The sequence below is a fragment of the Bacillus sp. CPT56D-587-MTF genome (genome assembly GCF_058792335.1).
Genome location: NZ_JBYTEF010000001.1, coordinates 2,217,035 through 2,237,753, shown reverse-complemented (window position 1 = coordinate 2,237,753; position 20,719 = coordinate 2,217,035). Strand labels below are relative to the sequence as shown.

At 31.8% G+C, this 20,719-nt stretch carries 21 protein-coding genes, 1 pseudogene and 1 other annotated feature; of the genes and pseudogenes, 7 read left to right on the top strand and 15 right to left on the bottom strand.

Going from position 1 to position 20,719, the window contains the following annotated elements:
• Nucleotides 1-71: 71 nt before the first annotated feature.
• A complete protein-coding gene (locus AC3WVZ_RS11410; RefSeq protein WP_000343078.1) occupies nt 72-656 on the bottom strand; it encodes a GNAT family N-acetyltransferase in 585 nt (194 codons plus the stop codon).
• Nucleotides 657-676: 20 nt separating this feature from the next.
• Nucleotides 677-2,305: a ribosomal protection-like ABC-F family protein gene (abc-f, locus tag AC3WVZ_RS11405; protein ID WP_000661373.1), complete on the bottom strand. Its 1,629-nt coding sequence runs from the start codon at nt 2,303-2,305 to the stop codon at nt 677-679.
• 708 nt (nt 2,306-3,013) lie between these two features.
• On the opposite strand from abc-f, the gene AC3WVZ_RS11400 reads away from it, so the two are divergent.
• On the top strand, nt 3,014-3,640 hold the full coding sequence (locus AC3WVZ_RS11400; protein ID WP_233936373.1) for a DUF6518 family protein: 627 nt from the start codon (nt 3,014-3,016) through the stop codon (nt 3,638-3,640).
• A 236-nt stretch (nt 3,641-3,876) separates the two neighbouring features.
• Here the strand turns inward: AC3WVZ_RS11400 and AC3WVZ_RS11395 are convergent, their stop codons facing one another.
• From AC3WVZ_RS11395 to AC3WVZ_RS11385, 3 genes are all read right to left on the bottom strand, one after another.
• Nucleotides 3,877-4,860 (bottom strand): sensor histidine kinase, encoded by a 984-nt coding sequence (locus tag AC3WVZ_RS11395; protein ID WP_002183605.1) that lies wholly within the window; start codon nt 4,858-4,860, stop codon nt 3,877-3,879.
• Complete coding sequence (locus tag AC3WVZ_RS11390) at nt 4,857-5,564, bottom strand: response regulator transcription factor (RefSeq protein ID WP_000238994.1); 708 nt, start codon at nt 5,562-5,564, stop codon at nt 4,857-4,859. The genes AC3WVZ_RS11395 and AC3WVZ_RS11390 overlap by 4 nt, the downstream gene beginning before the upstream one ends.
• Before the next feature lie 127 nt (nt 5,565-5,691).
• Nucleotides 5,692-6,606 (bottom strand): acetamidase/formamidase family protein, encoded by a 915-nt coding sequence (locus tag AC3WVZ_RS11385; protein WP_000285667.1) that lies wholly within the window; start codon nt 6,604-6,606, stop codon nt 5,692-5,694.
• 150 nt (nt 6,607-6,756) lie between these two features.
• Here AC3WVZ_RS11385 and AC3WVZ_RS11380 point away from each other — a divergent pair, with 150 nt between their 5' ends.
• Nucleotides 6,757-7,185 carry a cell wall hydrolase gene (locus tag AC3WVZ_RS11380; RefSeq protein ID WP_001128402.1) on the top strand — a complete coding sequence of 143 codons (429 nt, stop codon included), beginning with the start codon at nt 6,757-6,759 and terminating at the stop codon, nt 7,183-7,185.
• Between the two features lie 59 nt (nt 7,186-7,244).
• Here AC3WVZ_RS11380 and lysS read toward each other — a convergent pair whose 3' ends face one another.
• Nucleotides 7,245-8,798 (bottom strand): lysine--tRNA ligase, encoded by a 1,554-nt coding sequence (lysS, locus tag AC3WVZ_RS11375; protein WP_000558598.1) that lies wholly within the window; start codon nt 8,796-8,798, stop codon nt 7,245-7,247.
• An 81-nt stretch (nt 8,799-8,879) separates the two neighbouring features.
• Nucleotides 8,880-9,136: a binding site (T-box leader), on the bottom strand.
• Between the two features lie 69 nt (nt 9,137-9,205).
• Nucleotides 9,206-9,376 carry a DUF2197 domain-containing protein gene (locus AC3WVZ_RS11370; RefSeq protein WP_000551042.1) on the bottom strand — a complete coding sequence of 57 codons (171 nt, stop codon included), beginning with the start codon at nt 9,374-9,376 and terminating at the stop codon, nt 9,206-9,208.
• 142 nt (nt 9,377-9,518) lie between these two features.
• Between AC3WVZ_RS11370 and AC3WVZ_RS11365 the strand changes: the two genes are divergently transcribed.
• Together AC3WVZ_RS11365 and AC3WVZ_RS11360 are read left to right on the top strand one after the other, a co-directional pair.
• Nucleotides 9,519-10,421, top strand: a complete 903-nt coding sequence (locus AC3WVZ_RS11365) for an SMP-30/gluconolactonase/LRE family protein (RefSeq protein ID WP_100651659.1) — start codon at nt 9,519-9,521, stop codon at nt 10,419-10,421.
• Nucleotides 10,418-11,119, top strand: coding sequence for a class I SAM-dependent methyltransferase (locus AC3WVZ_RS11360; protein ID WP_001079450.1), 702 nt, complete (start codon nt 10,418-10,420; stop codon nt 11,117-11,119). Before AC3WVZ_RS11365 ends, AC3WVZ_RS11360 begins: the two co-directional genes overlap by 4 nt.
• A 252-nt stretch (nt 11,120-11,371) precedes the next feature.
• On the opposite strand, the gene AC3WVZ_RS11355 is transcribed toward AC3WVZ_RS11360, so the two are convergent.
• The 4 genes from AC3WVZ_RS11355 to AC3WVZ_RS11340 form a co-directional block, all read right to left on the bottom strand.
• A complete protein-coding gene (locus tag AC3WVZ_RS11355; RefSeq protein WP_100651657.1) occupies nt 11,372-12,001 on the bottom strand; it encodes a class I SAM-dependent methyltransferase in 630 nt (209 codons plus the stop codon).
• A 256-nt stretch (nt 12,002-12,257) separates the two neighbouring features.
• Nucleotides 12,258-12,755: a DUF421 domain-containing protein gene (locus AC3WVZ_RS11350; protein ID WP_001021703.1), complete on the bottom strand. Its 498-nt coding sequence runs from the start codon at nt 12,753-12,755 to the stop codon at nt 12,258-12,260.
• A 55-nt stretch (nt 12,756-12,810) separates the two neighbouring features.
• Nucleotides 12,811-13,668 (bottom strand): NAD-dependent epimerase/dehydratase family protein, encoded by an 858-nt coding sequence (locus AC3WVZ_RS11345; protein WP_100651655.1) that lies wholly within the window; start codon nt 13,666-13,668, stop codon nt 12,811-12,813.
• Between the two features lie 80 nt (nt 13,669-13,748).
• Entirely contained in the window at nt 13,749-14,675 is a 927-nt protein-coding gene (locus AC3WVZ_RS11340) for a zinc-binding dehydrogenase (protein WP_100651653.1), read from the bottom strand.
• A 110-nt stretch (nt 14,676-14,785) separates the two neighbouring features.
• On the opposite strand from AC3WVZ_RS11340, the gene AC3WVZ_RS11335 reads away from it, so the two are divergent.
• Nucleotides 14,786-15,028, top strand: coding sequence for a hypothetical protein (locus AC3WVZ_RS11335; protein ID WP_002195526.1), 243 nt, complete (start codon nt 14,786-14,788; stop codon nt 15,026-15,028).
• Nucleotides 15,029-15,055: 27 nt separating this feature from the next.
• Here the strand turns inward: AC3WVZ_RS11335 and AC3WVZ_RS11330 are convergent, their stop codons facing one another.
• Nucleotides 15,056-15,259, bottom strand: coding sequence for a hypothetical protein (locus AC3WVZ_RS11330; RefSeq protein WP_000290886.1), 204 nt, complete (start codon nt 15,257-15,259; stop codon nt 15,056-15,058).
• A 321-nt stretch (nt 15,260-15,580) separates the two neighbouring features.
• On the opposite strand from AC3WVZ_RS11330, the gene AC3WVZ_RS11325 reads away from it, so the two are divergent.
• On the top strand, nt 15,581-16,237 hold the full coding sequence (locus tag AC3WVZ_RS11325; protein ID WP_061457221.1) for a CPBP family intramembrane glutamic endopeptidase: 657 nt from the start codon (nt 15,581-15,583) through the stop codon (nt 16,235-16,237).
• Between the two features lie 218 nt (nt 16,238-16,455).
• Here AC3WVZ_RS11325 and AC3WVZ_RS11320 read toward each other — a convergent pair.
• From AC3WVZ_RS11320 to AC3WVZ_RS11310, 3 genes and pseudogenes are all read right to left on the bottom strand, one after another.
• Nucleotides 16,456-16,801: pseudogene (locus tag AC3WVZ_RS11320) on the bottom strand (carboxypeptidase regulatory-like domain-containing protein).
• Between the two features lie 20 nt (nt 16,802-16,821).
• Complete coding sequence (locus tag AC3WVZ_RS11315) at nt 16,822-18,192, bottom strand: aminotransferase-like domain-containing protein (protein WP_233936372.1); 1,371 nt, start codon at nt 18,190-18,192, stop codon at nt 16,822-16,824.
• Nucleotides 18,193-18,262: 70 nt separating this feature from the next.
• Nucleotides 18,263-18,856: a DUF4030 domain-containing protein gene (locus AC3WVZ_RS11310; protein WP_001225383.1), complete on the bottom strand. Its 594-nt coding sequence runs from the start codon at nt 18,854-18,856 to the stop codon at nt 18,263-18,265.
• Nucleotides 18,857-19,026: 170 nt separating this feature from the next.
• Here AC3WVZ_RS11310 and AC3WVZ_RS11305 point away from each other — a divergent pair, with 170 nt between their 5' ends.
• Nucleotides 19,027-20,718: a M3 family oligoendopeptidase gene (locus AC3WVZ_RS11305; protein ID WP_001190028.1), complete on the top strand. Its 1,692-nt coding sequence runs from the start codon at nt 19,027-19,029 to the stop codon at nt 20,716-20,718.
• The last annotated feature ends 1 nt before the right edge of the window (nt 20,719 follow it).

Sequence of the window (20,719 nt, the reverse complement as noted above, 5' to 3'; positions counted from 1 at the left end):
CAATGTATAATAAATCTTTATTATATAAATGAGTAAAAGACCGATTGCTATCGGTCTTTTACTACCCAACGTTATATTTTTATCCACTCAGATTTTCTCAATATATAATGATTATATATTTGATTTTCTATCCTCTGTTGGCTCTTATAAATAAACCCGCATTTTTCAATAACTTTATTTGATGCTACATTGTTAATTAAAGCAATTGCGTTAAGGACATTTAAATTTGTTTCTTTAAACAAAAAGTCAATTAAACCTTTAGTCGCTTTTGTAGCATAGCCATGATTTTGATGTTCATTTGAGATAGCATACATTATCTCTCTGTTTGGTGAAGAGAGTTCTTCTTTCATACCTGTGCAGCACCATCCAATAAATTCATTTGTGGTTTTCTTAAATATTCCTAGTCTTAATATGTGATCATCTATGTTAGTCGTAGTTCTCACTGCATGAAGAAACGCTTTATTTTCTGGTATTTCATAATTTACAACCCAATTAACCCTTTGTTCTTTCATCGATTTCCAGTCCGGTAAAAATTTTTCTATTTCCGGTTGATTGGATATGTTATAAATACTCTCTGCATCTTTGACCGTAAACTCTTGTAGGTATATATCTCCACAATCTATTTTAAATAACTTAGTGAATCTCTCTTCATCCATGTTAATCCCCCTTACTTACATTAAAGCTCCTTAATCTGCTTCGTAAGTTCCATAAACCGTTCATCCAGTGCTTTATATTCTTTGTCGTTAGAAGTTAAAAAGCTTAATTTCCCTAGTACTTCTTGTCTCTCTGTTTCTAACGTTAAACGTAGCTCTTCAATATCATCTCTTGTTTTCGTAGGTTCTTCTAGCTGCTTTTGTATCGTATTGTTTGAAAACACGAGTTTTGTGTTAGTTGTTTTCTCCAAAAAATATCGATCGTGAGATACAATTACTAATGTTCCGTTATACTCAGCTAATGTATTTTCAAGTTGTTCACGTGAAGGTAGATCCAAGTGATTCGTCGGTTCGTCTAAAATGAGTACATCTTTTTCATCTAAAATATAAGCCATTAGCTTACATTTTACTCTTTCTCCCATACTCATATGCTCAATCGGCTCTTTCCATTGAGAAGCTTGGAACCCTAAATGTTTCATTAAATTTTGGACTTTTCCTCTTTCTTCAAACGTCTCTTTAAAAAATAAATTTTCTGGTGTTTTATCAAGCGGTAAATCAAAAACTTCTTGTGTTAAATAGCCGATGTTCGCAGATGGTGAAATCCATATTTCTCCTTCAGCAGTTTCCGTTCCCATAATCATCTTCAGTAATGTTGTTTTCCCACTACCGTTTGGTCCAACAATCGCAACTTTCTCACCGTGCTGAATTGTAAAATTAACGTTTTCAAATAATACTTTCCCATGAAAGTCTTTTTTTAATTGCTTCACTTCTAAAAAACGTTTTCCTACTTTTTTGTTCGCTTGAATAGAAAACTCAACTGAATACTCTTCTTTCACACGTTCTACTTTCGCTTTCTCCAGCTCTTTTTCAAGTCGTTTTCGTTTTGACTTCACTTGTGCATCCATTCGCTTCGCTTTTACACGATAGAATTCTTTCACACCTTCTTGTTTTGTAGACTGCGCGTGTGCCTTTTGTGACCATGAACTCAATTCTTTTATATGTGTTTCTACTTGTTCTATCTTTTTTTGCTGCTTTTCATATTCACGCTGCTGCGACTTTCTTTTTTGCTCACGTGCTTTCATGTAGCTCGTATAATTACCACTATGCTCAATTAATTTTTTGTCCTCAATTGACCATATCTTTGTTGCGACAACATCTAAAAAATATCGATCATGCGATACAACGATAACTGTACCTTTCATGTTTTTTATTTGTTTAATGAGAAATCCCGTACTAATCTCATCTAAATGATTTGTCGGTTCGTCTAATATTAAGACATTAGGATTTTCAGCAAATCCTTTTGCTAATCGAATTTTCAGCTTTTCACCACCACTTAAAGTATGAAAATCGTTCGTTGGCACGCCCCATTTCGCAAGAAGTTCTGCTTCTTTTGCAATTACATCATTACTAATAAAAGATTCTATTTCTTGCTCAACATATGCTGTTGTCATATTCATTTGCATCCATTCAACAGTACCTTTTGAAGGTTCAATCTTCCCGTTTATTAATTGAAGTAACGTTGATTTACCAGCACCATTTTTACCGATTAATCCGATAACATCCCCTTGTTTTACTGTCACATTCATTTTCTCTAACAACATATTTTCTTTTATTTCAACATAAACATCATTTAATTTTAATAGTTCTTTCATAAATATCGATCCCTTTCATTAAGGGAGAATAAAAAAATCCTCCCAAATAAATTTGGCAGGATTAGTCATTACATTATTTATACCCAAATAAGCTATTGCGCAATATAAATAGCAATACCGTTGTTTGGAATTGGGCAGACTAATCCTATTTTTTAGAAATTGAAATTTATTGAATTTCAACATTTAAAAATAAGATTAGTTAATCATCGTCCACCCATCATTCCTTTCCGTCATTAATAACCATATTGTACCATACTAGTACTGTATGAGTAAATGCAATTATTTGTGCTGTTCAAAAGATTGCTTTCTTTTAGGCTTATTTATCATTTCTTAGCTTCATATTGAACAAGCACAAATTACATTGATTGTACTACGTCCTTTAGATTTCCCCAATAGTAAACTTCTAAGCACTCTCTCTTATATAAAGTGAAACTTTAATCAGTGGGGGTTTTCTTCATCCCCACTGATTATTAGTTGAACCAATCGGACTTTTATGGGCAGCCCGACCCCCACCTAATTTCTTTGCCTTCGCTGAATTTTGAGGTGGGGGTCTTACTGCCCATTAAAGCGGGATAAATTTTGTATAAAAACAAAATATTATTCATTACCCAACAATAAATTATTGTTTATCGATAATTTTTTATTGATTATCCCCTTGTAATAAGCTATTATATTTTTACAGAAAATAATAATGTAAGGATTGATTTTATGGACAGGACATTAAAAATCACAAAGTTAAATATGTTTTTAATGATTTTTCTCATCCCGATTATAGTAGGGATAATTGTTGGTATACTAACTAAATTGGGGCAAAGTATACTTCCTGGACATTGGAATTCATTAGCTAATCTAGGAAGCGTTTGGTTAGTTCCATCCTTTTTTGTGGCTAGCTTTAGTTATTCTAAGCGTACAGCTATACTTTCTGGTATCCTTGCACTATTCGGAATGGTATTAGGCTACTATGGTTATGCAATAGTTATTAAAAATATAGCTCACTCTATTTATTTTATATCTATATGGATTGTATGTGCATGTATAGGAGGAACTATCTTTGGAATTGCAGGTTTTCTATGGAAAGATACTACAAATCCACTTCATAAATTCGGAAGCTCACTTATTAGTGGAGTTTTTGTAACAGATGGACTTCACATTCTTTTAAATTTTGAAGACTATAGTCACATGTTACCTGTTGGATATACCGAAGTCATAGTCGGGATTATCTTGATTCTTGTATTAGAACGCTCTAATGCTCATCGAATTTCTTCTTTCTTAATGATGATTCCTATCACTATTTTGGGATTAATTGGATATAAATTATTAAGTTTGTTTACTTAATTAAAATTCATAAAGCTAGCTCTTTTAAAGGGCGAGCTTTTTTCTTACAATAAACTATTTATATATTAATAAATTATTAAATCCCTCTCATTTAACAGCCTTATTTATTATTGTGTCATTACACATACTTACACGACCTTTTATTAGAATCATACCAGTCTTGTATATCATTTCATTTAATCCATATAAAGTAAGGCTAAAAAACTTATTTCAAAAGTTCTTTAGCCTGAGTCATTTTACACATTAAAAAATATAATACGTACAACGGTACCTTTACCAACTTCTGAATAGATTTCTACACTATGTCCTAATTGCTTCGTAATTTCATATACGAGATATAGCCCCATTCCAGTTGATTCTTTAAAATCTCTACCGTTTTCTCCTGTAAAGAAAGGTTTGAATACTCTTGGTAAATCTTGCTTCGGTATACCTACACCATTATCAGCAATTTCAAGTATAACATTATTACCTTCCTTACAAGCTTTCACTTTAATTTTCTCTCTACTACCTGATGAATATTTAATCGCATTCGATAGTATTTGTCCGATTAAAAATTGTAACCATTTCGCATCACTTTCTACAGTAATGTCCTTATCAATTTCAAGCTCTGGATATACAAAATTTCGGATAAAGAAACGTTTATGCTCATGTACCGAATCATTCACTATTTTATGTAGTTGTACTCTTTCTACATAAAAATCTTGTGTAAATGCTTCTAAACGTGCGACATACAGAGCCATTTCTAATCCCTTTTTTAATCGATCAGTTTCCTCATTTATACTTTCAAAACGTGAATCTACTTCATCCTGTGTAATTAATTCTATTACAGATAAAGGTGTTTTCATTTGATGAATCCACTGATTCATAAAGGTTAAATGGTCATTATTTTTTCTCTCTTGCATTTGCAGCTGATTTTGATAATGTCGATATTGCACCTCAAGTAGTTCTTGAAGAGCAGCCGATACAGCTGCAAAATCAGATTTTTGAACAGATTCATCCAAAGATTGCATCGGGTTTGCTAGGCGCTCATAAAAAGAACGATGTGTAAAATAACGAAACACTAAATAACTTCCCATAAAGAAAACACCTAGAAACATTGCATATAACGCCGTTGTAATATGATTATGCCCATCAAACCAATATACGAGAAATATAGCTAGTAGTTGAATTATGGTAAAGCAAATAAGTGGTATATGATCACGTATAAACAACCTTATCATTTTTCTATACCATTATCCCAAGTAATATGAAATCTATATCCAACACTACGAATCGTTTCAATCGCACCTTCTATATGCAACGTTTGTAACTTTTTACGCACACGTGTTGTATTTACACTTAATGTATTATCATCAACATAAGATTCACTATCCCATAATTTATTAAGTAACACTTCTCTACTCACAACACGCGGATAATTTTTCATTAATGTCTCTAATAAAATGGCTTCGTTTCTCGTTATATCAATCTCGTCATTTCTAAGTTTCAATACAAGTCTTTCAGGATATAAACAAAGACCTTGTTGTTCAATCATTCGTTCTTCTAATTTCGGTGCATAATCTCCATATGCACGTCTTAAATGACTACGAATTTTCGCCACTACAACTTCATAATGAAAAGGCTTCGGAATAAAATCATCGCCACCGTTTTCTAACGCCATAACTTGATCCATCGTGCCTTCACGGGCCGAAATGAATAGTATCGGACATGTTGAAACTCCCCGAATTTGACGACACCAAAAGTACCCATCAAAACTCGGTAAATTAATATCTAATAAAACTAACTCTGGTTGTTCTTCTAAAAAAATGTTTAATACATTTTGAAAGTCCGATACAATAACTCCTTGATAACCATATTTCGCAACATGTGTCGATAATAGTTCTGCAATTTTCATATCGTCTTCTACAATCATAATTTTGACCATTATTGAACTCCTTTTTAATCCACAATCTCAAATATACTTATATAAAATAAATACTACCTCTTTTCACAAAATCAGTAAATTAAAAAAAGGATGCTTTTATACAAAAGTATCCTTTTTCGTCCCTTATCTATTTAATATGAAATTTACTAAAAGTAAATCCTAGTTTCTCCACATAATCCATTCCTAGTTCCATACGCGCTGTTTTCAGCGGATCCACAACTTGGCAAACTTTTAAATTACCTACTGCCGATAATAAAAGCGTTGCATCAGCTTTAGACATTGCTAATTCTTCATGTAAAAATGTCACCATATTACGTACAGCACGATTTGCTGCATCATCTAACAATTTCTCTGAAGCAATCGTCATCATTTTTTCTTTTTGAATAGCCATTGGTAATGGCCATTGTTTTCCTTTTATAATTTGAACTGTTACCGTTACCTCACCAGCAACCTCTACACCACTAACACCAATTTCACCATCACCCATTGCTGCGTGTAAATCACCTAATGCTAATAGTGCTCCTGGGACATTAACTGGTAGTAGTAATGTTGTTCCTTCTTTAATTTCTTTACAGTCCATATTCCCGCCGTGATCATGCGGTTTGCCACATGAAATGCTCTCTTCTTTCGGTGCAGTACCAATTACCCCAATCATTGGATTAATCGGGATTTGTAGTTCACTTGAAAACAAAACATATTCATTATGTATTGGGACAATTTTCACTGTATTTTCATTTAACTCATCACCCATTACACCAAGGTTTGCACCTGTAGTTAAAACGCCCTGCTCTGCAATTTCAATTTTTTCAATCGTTACGACTAATATATCGCCAGGTTCTGCTCCTTTAACATATACAGGTCCAGTCGCTGGATTAATTCGGTTCCAATCTAATTCTTGTAACACAACATCTTCAGAATCGATTTGATTTTCAAAGCAATCATATGTTTCAAATACAAGACTGCTCCCAATTTCTACTTCCATACACGGCTTATTTTCTGGTGACATTGAGTAAATGATATGGTCTTTATGAATTCGATACATAATACCTCTCCCTTTTATATTTATCTACTATTACTAATTAGCTTTTTTTATACAAGCTCCTCTTAAAATTAAATGTTATTTTTATGTAAAAAAGCACGCAGATTGTTTTATAACATACACTCTTTACTATAACAGAAAGGTGGTATCACTATGCCCCTTATTCCATACAACGAAAGTGATGTTGATTTACTAGCTCGATTAATTCGTGCTGAAGCTGAAGGCGAAGGTCGCCAAGGTGAGGAGTTAGTTGGCTGCGTAGTAGTAAACCGTGTATTTTGTGATTGCTTAGATTTTAAACAACTCCGTACCGTACGAGACGCTGTATATCAAAGCCCCGGCGGATTTGAAGCAGTACAATATGGATATTTTTATCAACGCGCTCGTGAATCAGAAAAAGAAATCGCACGAAAAGTTTTACAAGGTCAATGGCGCTGGCCTGCACGATGGGCTCTTTGGTATTTCCGTCCAGTTGGAGCTTGTCCGCCTGAATGGTATAATCAGCCATTTGTAGGACAGTTTAAAAGCCATTGTTTTTATGAACCAAGTGGTGATGAATGTCCGAAAATGTATTCACGATAGTAAAATTTGCAACGCAAGTACTTAGAAATTTTGGTACTTGCGTTGCTTTTAACTGTGTTTTAGAAATCTAATAGTGTGATGAAATTTTCTATGCCTACTACATGTATTAATAATGGTATACGAGGACCATTTGATTGATTCATAATGAGCTTATATATAATAGTGAATAATTGTTTTTGATTTTCTTTCATTATTTTTTTATTTTCATGATGACAAATCCCATATAATTGCTCCATTAAGTTAGAGTAATCTTTATTAGAACGAAGTATTTTACAAACTTCTACTAGCCATTCTTTCTGCCTTTCATCTAATGTGTAGTAAAACTCTGCATTTTTCTCCTCATTTACCGCGATTAATTTTTCAGATTGAAAGTTTCTTATCCAATACTCTGCGCGATTACTTATCGCTCTCATTTCATCTAATGCATAGCTCCTATCTATTTTCTTTAATATCCCCTGTAAAATAGTTGAATCAAAATTTAATAATGGTAACGTTCCTGCTACTTGATTAAATTTCGGATATTCTTTAATCTCACTATCAACTCTAGAGATTTTAATTGCATCAAATAAATCTTCATTTTTGAGCGTTTTATTTTCATAACTATCTTTCAATCGCTCATACTCTGTATAATTACGAATCACATCTTCATCCAACCCAATATGAAAAGCAGCGCCTGGTTTGTATTTTGCAAACATAAAGAGAATTACTTCTGGTATATACACTTTCAATAAATTGCTTGGTGTAATACTATTCCCTGAAGAACTAGACATTTTTTCATGATTCCCTTTAATACCAATAAAATCGTAAGCAACGTAATGAGGCACTTCTCGATTGAATATTTTCCTTGCAATTTCTTTTGATACATTATAACTACCCGTTTCTGATGAATGATCTCTACCGCCCGGTTCAAAAATAACATCCTCTATCATCCATCTCATCGGCCAATCGATTTTCCAGTTTAGTTTCATTTTATTTGTATTTAATACGGATAACTCTTTTTCATTTCCGCATTCACATTCATACCGGACTGTTTTTAATACTTCATCAAAATGTGTAATAGTTGTTGTATCTTTTCCGCATCTCTCACAATATAATGTAGCTGGATAAAAGCTCTCTCGCTCTTCTTCACTACACTCTCTAGTTTTAAAACCCATTAAAATATCATATATTTCTTTTCGTTTATACAAGGCCTCTAATATATTTTTGTTATACCTTCCGCTTCTATATTCATCATGTTGATAAATAAATTCTACTTCAATTCCAAATGCTTGAAGCGATTTTTCAAACTCTTTTTCAAAATGCTCCGCATACGAGTTATGACATCCATACGGATCTGGAATATCACAGTATGGCATACCAATATACTTTGCAAAAGATGGATCAATATTTTTTGGAACTTTTCTAAACCTATCATAATCATCCCACGAAAATATAAAACGAGTCTTTTTCCCTAAATCTTGAAGTGCTCTTACTACGAAATAAGTCGTTACGATTTCACGAAAGTTCCCAATATGAACAGAACCTGACGGACTAATTCCAGATGCACAAACAAACATTTCTTTATTTGGATGTTTCCTAATTAATTCATGTGCTACTTCATACGCCCAATGCATATATTACTCACCTCAATTATTTTTTGTTTCTCATTTCCAGTTTTATGCAACAAAAAAACTCCCACCCCCAAGATTATTCATCTTGAGGACGAGAGTTGTTAGCTTCGCGGTACCACCTCAGTTTGTTAATATGTCACCATATTAACCTCTTCAGGTACGGCAAAATATGCTTATACCCTATCTCTATAACGGGAGAACCCGTCGCACCATCCCTAAATAAATTAGTTCCTTGCGCAGCTCCAAGTCTTTTTTCATTAAGATGTATACCGCTCTTTCTCAGCTACCAGAGCTCTCTGTACGTATTCTTTCTTAACTACTCTTCTCTTCTATGCCTTAAATATTAGTTTTTTAATATGATAATTTATAACACTTTTATTGTCAAACTTTTCCGAATCGAAATCGTAAAATTATCTAAAAAAATTCTTTATCGCTTCTAATTGAATTTTGTGGCTACACTCATCACAACAATATGCCCCTTTTGGTTTCTCTTTAAATCGCTTATATTTTTCACTGCCTTCGTAAACACGAAATATATTCTTACAAGAAAAGCAAACAATCTCATAAAACATCATATGCATTTTCCTCTCCTTGTTTATACACTTTTTTAATCACTTGAGAAGGTCATTTTTCTACAGTATAAATTTTAATATCCTTTGACTAAAAGGTTTACCTCTATTCTTATCGAATTATATTAATATCTTATAACGCGAGGTGAACATCTTGTTCAGTAATATAGAATTAGTTTTAGATGCTAAAGCAAGTTTAGCTGAAGGACCATGTTGGAATGGAAAAAAGCAACTTTTATATTGGGTTGATATTATGGAGAGAAAATTATGCATATATAATCCTACCGCTAATACGAACCGAGTAATTGTTCTCAATCAACAAATTGGCTGTGTTGTTCCATATTTAGAGGATGTACTACTCTTAGCCATGGAAAACGGCTTTTATTCTATTAATGTAAATACAGAAAAACTGACACATATTTTTGACCCTGAACCACATTTAATAGAAAATCGTTTCAATGATGGAAAATGTGATCCAGCTGGTCGTTTCTGGGCAGGTTCTACAGATACATACGGTATGAATGCTGCAGGTTCCTTGTATTGTTTACATCATAATTTAAGTGTAGAGAAAAAAGTTTTACATGTAAATACATCAAATGGAATTGCTTGGTCACCTGATCATACATACTTTTACTTTATAGATACACCTACTAAAAAAGTGGTTCGCTATCAATATAATATACGTACTGGAGACATTCATAATCCAAGTGATGTAATCAATTTCTCTGAAAATGATGGTCTACCTGATGGTATGACAATTGACGAAGAAGGTTGTTTATGGATTGCACATTGGGGAGGTTCAAAAATAACTAGATGGAATCCCTCTACTGGAGAACAAATATTAAGCATTCCAATTCCCGCGTTATATGTAACATCATGTACATTTGGTGGGCCTAATTTAACAGATTTATATGTTACAACAGCCAGAACAAGAATGAGTGATAACGAATTAAAAGAGTATCCACATGCTGGTGGTATTTTTCGAATTCAAACAAATGTTAAAGGCTGTCCCACCTATTCATTTTGCAATAAAAATATTGGAGCTGAAACAATGTGAACCGTATCGATTACATAAGACAAGAAGAAAAGAAATATCACGACCTTTGCTATGAACAATATAAACTGTTTGAAGCTGGCTCTTGGCTTTTCAAACCAGTTAAAACGGTTATGGACTTGATGAACCACTTTGACGGACAAAACAACTTGCAAGTACTTGACCTTGGCTCTGGCGTTGGGAGAAATAGCATTCCAATTGCAAAAAAAATAAAAAATACTAGCGGCACCGTTACATGTGTTGATTTACTTAATTCCGCTTTAACAAAGCTACAAATTTATAGCAAAGAACATGATGTATTCGAGGCTATAAAAACAGAAGAAGCAGCAATTGAAAACTATCATATTGACTCTAACGCTTATGATTATATCGTTGCAGTATCAAGTTTAGAACATGTCAGATCAGAAGAAGATTTTAAAAATGTACTCCACTCTATGAAAAGAGGTACAAAAAACGGCGGTATTAATTGTTTAATTATTAACTCTAACATACAAGAAATTGATTCAATAACGAATGAAGAATTAGAAGCTTTAATTGAAATTAATCTTTCAACCGAAGAAATGATAAGTACTTTAAAAAGCATTTATAAAGAATGGAAAGAACTAAAAGTTGAAATAAAAGAATTAGCTTATGATATTGTTCGAAATGAAAGACACATTCAATTAAAAACAAATGCTATATCGTTTGTAGTTCAGAAATAATCGTATAATAAAGATATGATTATTTCTCTCATATTTATTTTTATTGCACGAAATTTGCAACTATAAATATTTATGAAACAAAAAATAAAAGAGCACTTGTTTCCGCAAGTGCTCTTTTGGGGATTTTGAGATACCCTATTAACGAAAGTTAAGGTTACTTAAAGTTAAAAGGTATTTATATTATATGCTTGTCCTTTTTATTTGTGCATAATCAATATATAAACATCTTTAATCATTCTTAATAACTTTTAGTTATCGTTCTTTCTTACATTTTATCATTAAGAAATTGATTGAAGGTTTATTTGCCATGTTCTTATTTGGTTCATCAATTTCCGAAACTTGTACTAATCTATATTGATTAAAATCTTTTTTTATAGATTCAGAATCATAAAAGAACATTTTTACACCTTCCATTATCTCATAATAATCTTTATCCAACTGTTTTCCTTTTCCGTACATGGGAGCTTTTTTAGAAACAGTTGTAAAAACCATATATCCGCCTGGTTTTAACTGATTATAACAATCTTCAATAAATTTCTCTCTTTCCTGTTCATTCAACAAATGAAGAAGTGCATGACTAAATATCCCATCATACAGTTTATTATCAAAAGGCATTTCGTTTACTGAACCGTGATACATACTAACATCTTCTAGTCCGTTTTCTCTTGCTAAATCGATTGCTGTTTTCGAAATTTCAATACCTGTTATATTTATACCATTATCGATAAAAACCTTTGCATTTCTTCCATATCCAATACCCGGAACTAATATATTCTTAACGTTCTTTTCAAGAAAAAAACCTTTTGTCAAAATTGCAGATTCTGTAGGTTCAAATCCCCACATCGTTTGTTTTTCGATAAAACTTGATTCCCAAAATTCCATTATGTATCTATCTCCTTATTTTCAATCCATTTTTAGTATCACATGAAAAACTTATAAATTTTAACGCTGCGTCTACCTATGCCAAATTAGTTTTTTACCACATTCACTATAAGTCCATTGAATATAGCACAATTATAAGCCTATATCTATTATAATGATTGGTTTAAAATCCACCCTATTTTATTAATCCTTACGTTTGTAGAAAAATAAAAAAGCCAATACTTCCGTTATAGTATTGGCTTTTTCTCACGAGAAATTATCTTTTTATATTGTACCGATCTAATACTTTTTCTAACATTTCTAAAGTTATTGGTTGTGCTTCTTTTATTAATTGATAACCAATACGACCATTCGGTTCCGCTGTAACTTGCTGTAAACTCTTTACGTCATGAATCCCTTTTTCTCTTAATTGCATATAAAGTTGTTGTTCCGACATTTTTGCCTGCATCAAATTCTCTTTTACAATCTCTCCGTTTTCAACAATTATAATGCTACTTCCATTTAAAAATTGTTCCACCTTCCTTGATTTCAATTCAAAGAAATGAATGATAAGTAATATGCTTGCAAATATGATAGCCGCGAATATAGATGGGACTACTTTTCTACTTAATACAGGTTCTACAATAATACGGCCAATTGATACAACTATAATGATTTCAGCTCTTGTCATTTGGCTCACAGATGTACTACCTGTCATTTTCAAAACAATTATTCCAGTAAAAGTTAATATAATACTTTCCCAAATTATATTCATAATAACCCAATCCTTTAATGGTGTATTTTACTATCATTCCCATTAAAGGTATGTTTTACTTACCTATTAAGTTGTTAAATCCTTCAGACCATGATGGAAATAAAGGTGTCCATCCATACTCTTTACGTGCCTTATTATTGGAAGCTCCTCTTTCCCAACTATTTTTCCCATCTTGAACTTTAGGCTTATGTGCCCCTATCGCTGCTGCATATATTGGTAACCATTCTTTACTAGTTGCTGGATAATTATCTACAATATTTACGATTCCTGAAGGCCAATTAAGGGATAGCATAGTAGCTCTTGCAGCATCTTCAACATGTATAAACGAACTTATCCCGTCTGATGCGATAATTTCATTATTACGAACTTGATTTGCTATTAATCCGTTTTCCGCATACCATGTTCCTGGTCCGTATAATGTGCCGTAACGAAGTATAACCGATTCAGGTAACTCAGTAACAGCTTTTTCTAATTTCAATATGCCATTAACAGTGACTTGCCGAGGCATAGAAGCAGTAATATGTAGTGAGTCTTTTTCAGTCGCAAATGTATCCCCTGGTTCATACGCCCATGAAATACTTTGAGCGATTATTTTCTGTACCCCTACATTTTTAGCGGCATCGACAAGGTTACGAGTGCCTTTTGTTCTAATTTTTGCATTATCCTCAAAATTCCATGATGACAATGACGTTAATTGATGAATAACTACATCGGGATTTGTTTCTTCTAATACAGAAAATACAGCCTCTCTATTAAATACATCAGCTATTACTGGTATGGCACCCAACCTTTTCATTGCTTCTACTTGCGAAGTATTACGAATCATCGCAAACACCGTATGCCCATTTTTTATTAACATTGGCAATAAAGAACGTCCTATTACACCAGTTGCACCTGCTACAAATATTTTCATATATGTTCCTCCTCATTTAATAATCATAAATGTGACGAAACATTTGTAAGGTATGTGACAAATATTTGCTCATTTTTTCGTTATTCATATGAAACATATACTTTTAATGGTTTAATTATCCCTAAACTCAATTCATCAAAACATTGTATGAGTGAAGTATAATGTATTTCATGTTGAAAGATCTCCTCTATAAATGGTGTTTTTCCTATTTCTTCAAAAAACCAATCTGCATGTTTTTGATAATCGTATCCGTCACTTGATCCAATAATTTGTAATTCTTTCTGATAAAAGTTAGCAGTTAATGTTAGTTCTTCTATATTACCATCAGGCAGTATACATATTTTACCATTAGTTTTAAGAGCTTTTTGCAAAGTATGGAACCCACTATTTGTAGCAGAACATTCGAAACCATAATTATATGTTTCTATTATTTTCTCTTCTGAATCATATATGTTTTTCGTACCAAACTTCTTTGCAAAATCTCTTCTATTTTTATTAGGCTCAATAACATCCACATGCTCAATGCCTACATAGTATTTTAAGAAATAACAAGCGAGTAAACCAATAACTCCCATTCCAATTATAAGTACTTTTTCATCCTGTCGCGGGTTTAGTTTCAATACTCCTTTAGCGGCATCACATGAAAGAATAGATAATAAAGCAATTTTAGGTTGTATAGAACTAGGCACTCGAATTACTTTATGCGCCTTAACTATCCCTATCGTTTCATGTCCATAAAAAGAAACTACTTTATCACCTACGTTTACATGTGTTACTTGATTACCAACTTCAATCACTTCACCATAACTTTCATATCCAGTTTTTCTTGGATAAAAAGGATGCGGATCTGTAACATCGGATCCATTATACTGTGGTAACTCGGCCCCAATGCTTATCGATCCTGCGATTGTTTTAACGATAATTTCATCGTCCTGTATGTCCTTAATTTCATTTGTTTCCCACTTAAGTTGTTTCGCACCTTCTAAAACTAACTTATATTGTTCCATTCATATCCTCTCACTTTATAAAAATATATTCTCACTAAATTTCAAACAATGTATAATAGATTCATCCAAAATTAAAGCTATAGCGTTGGCTAGCACCCAACAGTGATAACATGATAATTGAATTTGATGGATATAGAATAAACGAGTATGTTATTGGCCGTAACTGTTCTATTAACGAATTAATAACGATGTATTTAAATGTAAAAAATGAAGAGATATCTAATGAGGATCTGCTAAGCTTATTTTGTGTACGCTATCATTACAAAAAAATTCCAAAGTTACTACAAGAAGACGTCATAAGCAATGTTGTCATTGATTTAGATACGGACTATATTTATATCCCAAATAGATAACAGTAAACTAAATTGAATGATTAGTATTTACGATTCAGCTAAGTGTTTAATAAAATAAGTAATTGCCCAAATTAATGTCGCAAATTGAGTGACAAAATACATTGTCCATTCAAAGCCAGTCAATTTTCTCTCTCGTTTAACCTTCTTTAAGTATCTGTAAAATATGAATGTACTTAAAAACATAAGTAACAATGATAATTGTTGTAAATCATCGACTATACGTACCGCCATAGACTCGATCTCCCTCCTATTCAAAATATAAATTATAATTTAATGATAGCATCTAACAGTAAAATATTAACATTAGTTTAACAAAACTTTAAAAATGTATAAGACTATGTATAAATACAACAATTTCCTAATCATAATTTTATAATTTATCTTTTAACGTTGAATTCTCAGCAGTTCATACTCAAACCACTCGATTTTATTATCTATTGAATTTACTGATAAAAAAATTATTTTAATACCCATCTTTTTTACCATTATTTAGGTTTTTAATGTGCTATTATATATTTATAATTAACAAGAAATAAGAAAGAAGGGGTTGTTGTGGAAACAAAGATTTTGGAAACTGAGAAAAAAATTGCTTCGAAATCTCTTTTGGCTTTTAGTTTATTAATTACTACCGGGATTGTATATCAAATTTTTGCGGTTTATTTAGGGGGGAATCTACCCCAATTGTTAGGAATACTTATTGAAGCTTTATGGAACCTTGTATTATGTGGAATTATAGGATACTATTTTTTAGGAAAAATATCATTAGAGCAATTTAAACATTTTCGTTTTAAAACTTTACTTTGGGGTGTGCCTTTAACTATTATCGTGGGTATGGGTTCCAGTTTAATATTCAGTTACATTTTTGAACCTGCAACTAAAAATTCTGTTGCTGAAGTAATAAGTATTTATATGATTTTATTCCGTATACCATTTATGTTAATGGGTGAAGAATTGATTTGTACTAATATAATTATTGCATTACAAAAATTAGGATTGAAATTTAGTACAGCATCCATAATATGTAGTTTATTGTTCGCTTTATGGCATATTCCAGCTTACGGTTTTGTGCCAATGCAATTATTAATAACTATAATCCCAGTTAGATTAGCACTAAATTATATATGGAAAAATTCAAAAAGTGTTTGGGTGAGTTGGATTTGCCACTTTATTTTTGATTGTATTTCATTTTTACCAATGCTTTTCAAATAACTATTTTGATAGTTAAGAGAAGTTCATTATTTGTGTACAGTATAAAAAATAGAGCACTCGGCTCTAGAGTGCTCTTAAAAATATTAATTTTGATTCAAAACATTCTCCTCAAAATAATTACTCCCAATATTTTGTTCATTTTCTAACGCTACTACTGTTTTTCCAGCGTATCTGTTGCCCCAGTCACAATTGTTACTTCCCTTTGTAATGGTTTCATTTTATTCAGCCTCATTTTTATAATTCAACTGTATAACTTTTGATATATGTTCTCTTTCATATTTCCTTGTGTGGACTCTGTTATTTGGAGTAACTAATTGCAACAAAATGTCATCACAAACACCATCCGCAATTTCAAATTCACCTTTTCATGTGAAATACTATGCATTTTATTTTTAATTGAATTTTCACATCTGCTATAGGTCGGTTATTTTAATCTACGATAATACCTTTTGAATACTCAGTAATTGCTATGCATTGATCATCTTCTTTATAATATTTCGTAACTACCAACGCTCCAATTACTATGGCAATAGCTACAAACAAGGTTATTATTTTTCGCCTCACAATAAACCTTCCTATACGTATTATTCTTTTTTAAATTGAAAATCTAAACGCCCTGATTGCTTGATTTCCTCAATTACTTTACGAATACCTTCTTCAATCTTATCTTCTTTTACATTCGAAACATTTAACTTTAACAGTTTTTCTTTAGGAAAATTCCTCATATAATTCTTATCAATAGTATCGACACTTATTTGCCTGTCACCTAATTTTTGTATAAGTGTTTCTGTAACTGTGTTTTTCTGCATTTCTAAACAAGTGTGTATTCCAAATGTGTTTTGTCTATTATATGTAAATAATGATGGATCTTCATTTTGCACTTTTTCTAATGTTTCTGCTAGTTTTATTGATCTATTATAGTAGGAAGAATTAATTTTACTTTTATGACGTTCAAACATACCGCTCTTTATATAAATTTCTAAAGCCGCTTGAGAAATCATCGGACTATCAATATCTAGTATCTTTTTGTATGTATAGAACGCATTTGCAATGGATGGTGGAATGACCGCAACTCCAACCCGTAAACCTGGAAAAATAATCTTCGAATAACTTTTCAAATATATGACATGACTACAATTATCCAAGCTATATAATGGATCTGCTTTTGAATCAGTTTCTAAATCTGCTAAATAATCATCTTCCACTATAAATACATTGTATCTCTTAGCCAATAGTGTGATTTTTTCTTTCTCATCTTTAGAATAAGACGTTCCAAGCGGATGATGATATCTCGGTATCGTATAGAAGAATTTTATTTTTCCGTTTTGAAATATTTGCTCCAATTCATTCAAATCGATACCTTCATTCGTACGTTTAATACCGATTACAGGAACTTTATTTATTTCTAGATAATCAATATATAGATGATATGTTGGTTGTTCAATTAATACAGTTTCATTTCCATTCGGAAATGGTATAGAAGTTAATATAGCAAGTGCCTGCTGAACACCTGATGTTATAAAAATATTTTCTTCTTTTGTAAAGACTTGATAATTTGCTAGTTGTTTTTGAATAACTGGTATTAAAGATGGTAAGCCTTTCGGCGTTCCATATACAAACAAATCATTTTTATACGTATCAATAGCCTTATTAATACAATGTTGAAAATCTAAATACGGAAAAACATCTGGATCTGGTGCTGAGGAGGCAAAATCAATTATCTCGTTATTTTCTATAGTACTCTCTGATTTTTTAACAACGTAGTATCCACTTTGAGGGACAGAATATATAATGTGACGCTTTTCTAATTCATGAAGCGCACGTATAACTGTTGCCTTATTACATTCATATTGCGTAACGAGTGACCGTATAGACGGTAATTTCTTTCCTTCTCTTATTTCTCCATTTTGAATCATATTTTCTATGTCGTTTAAAATATGTAAATACTTATACATCTTACACCTCCTTCAGTAATTCTATATTTAATTATATCGATTTTTCATTCATACAGCATTCATTCCTCAATTAGTTAATTTTCCGATCATCTATATCGTAAATCCCAATAGCATATGAATCATTTTCAATCCATTTCTTTACTGCTTCTGTTTTAAGTACAACTTCAACTTCTTTTTCTATTTTCTGTCCAAGTTCTCTCGCCCCTACTTCATCATCGCTAATCTTAGTTTTTATATCAATGGTAACAGGTTGATTCTTTTTATAATTTATTTGCTGAATACCAAACCCTTCATATCCATTTTTTCTGAATACGTCATCAAATATATGTCCAAAAACTTGATTCCATCTACTCTCTGCCTTTACAACTTCTCTATTTCTTTGAGTTATATTGATTTTATAAGACGTTACACCTTGTATCACCAATCTTTTATTAATATCATTTTTTATTTCGTTACTATCTTCGCTATCAGCAATCTCTAAATCTAATATTCTTTCTTTTTCATCTCTTATAGCAGCACTAAAAAAAGATTCCTCCTTTACCGCTGCTGTGGCAATATCCATCACTATAGAATCTTCACTTTTAGCATCTTCAATGTCATTCTCACAGGCACATAATAAAGCAAGTGGAAATAAAAATACAAGTAACTTCTTTCCCTTTCTCATGCAGCACCCCTCCATATATTTTCATTTACGATAAACTTTTTACTTTGACATATAAATACCTTCTTTAATTATTAAATTTAACATTATTTCACATTTACCCCACTTAACAAGGGAATTACAATTAATAAATAGAATATCTCTATGAATAAATACAAAGTGAGGGATATATAATGCAACGTGTAAATACGATTGATATTAGTAATGTACTACAATTGGAAAAAACTCTTTCGACTTTATTAAATAAAATGATTTCTTCAAAACTAGACCTTGAAAATTGGTTAAAAGAGCAGTCAAAAGTAATTTGGGACATCGAAGAACAATTAAGATCACATTACATCGCCTTTCAATGTAATACGGATGATGAAGAAATAAAGGATACTTTTGAACATGATCAACAATTTGTAAAGCCACTTTTAAAGCGATACCAAAATTTATTGGATAATAAATATTTAGAGTCACCTTTTCGAATGGAATTAGATTCTAATGTATATGGTTTATTAGATACAAAAATAAAAAATGCTCAAAAGTTATTTTGTGAGGAAAATATCGAATTAGAAATAAAGGAAGACAAATTAGTCACAGAGTACTTTGAAATCACTGGAGGATTAAGTGGAATTTGGGACGGAGAAGAAAAAACGATAACAGAATTACAATCCTATTTACAAGATTCGAATCGTGACACCCGTAAAAAGGCAAAAACCATTATTTCTGAACAATTTTTATCTGTTGAAAAAGAACTGCAAAACATATTAAATCAATTAATTGAAATTCGCCATCAAAAAGCAAAAAATATTCAACTAGAGAATTATCGCGATTATATGTTCAAAAAATACGAGCGTTTTGATTATTCAGCGATAGATTGCTATGAACTAGCTGAATCCATACGTAAGTATGTTGTGCCTCTTAAAGATAAAATATTGCTAGAGAAAAAAGATAAACTGCAATTGGATACACTTCGCCCGTGGGATGTATCAGCTGTAACTCCAGATCAAAAAGTACTTAAACCTATTGCAAATGAAAATGATTTAATTGAAAAGAGCACTCATATCTTTAATAAACTAGATGTTGAATTTTCAGCACTTTTAAACCGAATGTATAAACACAATTGTCTTGATTTAACAAGCCGCAAAGGAAAAGCAGCTGGTGGCTTTTGTGAGTACTTACCAGCTTCACAATTATCTTATATTTTTATGAACTTAAATTATACACAAGATGATATTGTCACTTTTATACATGAAATGGGTCATAGTATTCATAACGAACTCATAAAACCATTAAAATTACGACAGTATATAGAAATTCCAGCTGAAACAGCTGAGCTAGCCAGTATGACAATGGAGTTATTCTCGCTTAATTATTGGGATACCTTCTATACAGACAAAAAAGATTTAAAACAAGCAAAAATTAACTTCTTTAAAGATGTTATTTCATATTTACCTATTATGCTTATTGTCGATCAATTTCAACACTGGCTGTATGAAAATCCAAGTCATACTTCTAAAGAAAGAAATGAAAAATACTTACAACTTCAAAAACATTATCAGTCTAGCGTCATACATATTGATGGCTACGAAAACTGGATAGCAACGAGTTGGTTACCTGTACTCCATATTTTTGAAGTACCATTTTATTATATTGAATATGCGATCGCCCAACTTGGTGCATTACAAATGTATAAACAATATAAAGAGGATCCTAAGCAAGCGCTAGAAAATTATAAAAAGGCATTATCACTAGGAAGCTCGCAATCTATAAAAGACGTGTATGATGCAGCCGGTATTCGTTTTGATTTTTCTGGTGAAACAATTAAAGAACTAATGCTATTTGTAGAAAAAGAATTAGAATTACTTGAGCAATTATAAG

Bases quoted from the DNA above. Each gene is read 5' to 3' on its own strand.
- AC3WVZ_RS11410 (WP_000343078.1), bottom strand. From the start codon at position 656: ATGGATGAAGAGAGATTCACTAAGTTATTTAAAATAGATTGTGGAGAT.
- abc-f (WP_000661373.1), bottom strand. From the start codon at position 2,305: ATGAAAGAACTATTAAAATTAAATGATGTTTATGTTGAAATAAAAGAA.
- AC3WVZ_RS11400 (WP_233936373.1), top strand. From the start codon at position 3,014: ATGGACAGGACATTAAAAATCACAAAGTTAAATATGTTTTTAATGATT.
- AC3WVZ_RS11395 (WP_002183605.1), bottom strand. From the start codon at position 4,860: ATGATAAGGTTGTTTATACGTGATCATATACCACTTATTTGCTTTACC.
- AC3WVZ_RS11390 (WP_000238994.1), bottom strand. From the start codon at position 5,564: ATGGTCAAAATTATGATTGTAGAAGACGATATGAAAATTGCAGAACTA.
- AC3WVZ_RS11385 (WP_000285667.1), bottom strand. From the start codon at position 6,606: ATGTATCGAATTCATAAAGACCATATCATTTACTCAATGTCACCAGAA.
- AC3WVZ_RS11380 (WP_001128402.1), top strand. From the start codon at position 6,757: ATGCCCCTTATTCCATACAACGAAAGTGATGTTGATTTACTAGCTCGA.
- lysS (WP_000558598.1), bottom strand. From the start codon at position 8,798: ATGCATTGGGCGTATGAAGTAGCACATGAATTAATTAGGAAACATCCA.
- AC3WVZ_RS11370 (WP_000551042.1), bottom strand. From the start codon at position 9,376: ATGCATATGATGTTTTATGAGATTGTTTGCTTTTCTTGTAAGAATATA.
- AC3WVZ_RS11355 (WP_100651657.1), bottom strand. From the start codon at position 12,001: ATGGAATTTTGGGAATCAAGTTTTATCGAAAAACAAACGATGTGGGGA.
- AC3WVZ_RS11350 (WP_001021703.1), bottom strand. From the start codon at position 12,755: ATGAATATAATTTGGGAAAGTATTATATTAACTTTTACTGGAATAATT.
- AC3WVZ_RS11345 (WP_100651655.1), bottom strand. From the start codon at position 13,668: ATGAAAATATTTGTAGCAGGTGCAACTGGTGTAATAGGACGTTCTTTA.
- AC3WVZ_RS11340 (WP_100651653.1), bottom strand. From the start codon at position 14,675: ATGGAACAATATAAGTTAGTTTTAGAAGGTGCGAAACAACTTAAGTGG.
- AC3WVZ_RS11335 (WP_002195526.1), top strand. From the start codon at position 14,786: ATGATAATTGAATTTGATGGATATAGAATAAACGAGTATGTTATTGGC.
- AC3WVZ_RS11330 (WP_000290886.1), bottom strand. From the start codon at position 15,259: ATGGCGGTACGTATAGTCGATGATTTACAACAATTATCATTGTTACTT.
- AC3WVZ_RS11315 (WP_233936372.1), bottom strand. From the start codon at position 18,192: ATGTATAAGTATTTACATATTTTAAACGACATAGAAAATATGATTCAA.
- AC3WVZ_RS11310 (WP_001225383.1), bottom strand. From the start codon at position 18,856: ATGAGAAAGGGAAAGAAGTTACTTGTATTTTTATTTCCACTTGCTTTA.
- AC3WVZ_RS11305 (WP_001190028.1), top strand. From the start codon at position 19,027: ATGCAACGTGTAAATACGATTGATATTAGTAATGTACTACAATTGGAA.